The following is a 1,188-nucleotide window of genomic DNA, read 5'->3' on the forward strand; positions in this document are numbered from 1 at the left end:
CCCCCGGACCTCGTGGTCCGGGGGGCGTCGTCCGTGGTGACCCCAGCGGGATTCGAACCCGCGTTACCGCCGTGAGAGGGCGGCGTACTAGGCCGCTATACGATGGGGCCCTGCCGATCCGGTCCGCGGTTGCCCGCGACCGGCCTCGTACACTGTACCAGCTCCCGGACCTGTCCCGGACACCGCCCGGTGGAACACCCCCGGACAGCAGAGCACCCCCGGACCGTGTGGTCCGGGGGTGCTCTGCGCTGGTGACCCCAGCGGGATTCGAACCCGCGTTACCGCCGTGAGAGGGCGGCGTACTAGGCCGCTATACGATGGGGCCGTACTGTTCCGATGGAGCAGCGCTGGGATACCAGGACTCGAACCTAGAATGACGGTACCAGAAACCGTAGTGTTGCCAATTACACCATATCCCACTGTCGTCCCGGCCCGGGGTTTCCCCGCGACGACCGGCGCAACGCAAAAGAACTATACCGGCCTTCCGGCGCGGCGGCAAATCGGAGTCAGCTGCAGTAGCGGTCCTCGAGCTCGCGGTCGATCCCCCGGCGGCGGGCGATCCCTGCCAGCGCCCGGACGACCGGCCCGAGCCAGCGGTAGACCCCCGGCAGGTTGATGTCCGTCCACTGGATGAGCAGCGCGGTGCGCAGCAGGCTCCGCGGGCGGCCGTCCCGGCGGGCGCGCCCGTCCCGGGCGAGCCCGTACAGGACCACCAGGCCCTTCTCGAAGCCCTCGTGGGCGGGCCTCAGCTCGACCACGAACCGGGCCGGCGACCCGCCCGGGTTCTTCCAGCGGAACAGGTGCTCCTCGGGCACCTCGACCTCTCCCCCGACGCCGAGGTCCCGCACCACGTGGCCGACCTGGACGCGCAGGACGCCCTCCAGGACGCGCAGGCGCATCCCGAACCGGCGGTGGTAGTGGGCGAGCACCTCTCCACCGGGCTCCACCTCCACGTGCAGGAGGGCGTGCTCGCCCCCCGTCTCGTCGCCGGTCCGCAGCCAGGTGACGGCGTCCCGCTGCACCGGGTTGTGGTGCTGCGGGCGTCCCGCGCGCAGTGCCTCGAGCTGGTCGTCGGTCCGGTCCATGGTGATCGCCCCCGTGATCCAGGCTACGCCGGGCAGCGCCGGTGCGCGCAGATGACGTTCACGACGACGGCGGTCCGGCCGACCCCGGTGGGGTGGCCGGACC

1 protein-coding gene and 3 tRNA genes are annotated in these 1,188 nt (G+C 71.6%); all 4 read right to left on the reverse strand.

Going from position 1 to position 1,188, the window contains the following annotated elements:
* Nucleotides 1-34: 34 nt before the first annotated feature.
* Nucleotides 35-110 (reverse strand) — tRNA-Glu (locus tag ACFU0Y_RS18215).
* 139 nt (nt 111-249) lie between these two features.
* Nucleotides 250-325, reverse strand: a tRNA-Glu gene (locus ACFU0Y_RS18220).
* 22 nt (nt 326-347) lie between these two features.
* Nucleotides 348-419 (reverse strand) — tRNA-Gln (locus tag ACFU0Y_RS18225).
* Nucleotides 420-506: 87 nt separating this feature from the next.
* A partial coding sequence (locus ACFU0Y_RS18230) for a cupin domain-containing protein (protein WP_380216385.1) occupies nt 507-1,188 on the reverse strand: 682 nt, incomplete at its 5' end.

This window comes from Kocuria sp. NPDC057446 (genome assembly GCF_042802875.1).
In the GTDB taxonomy this organism is placed as follows: Bacteria; Actinomycetota; Actinomycetes; order Actinomycetales; family Micrococcaceae; genus Kocuria.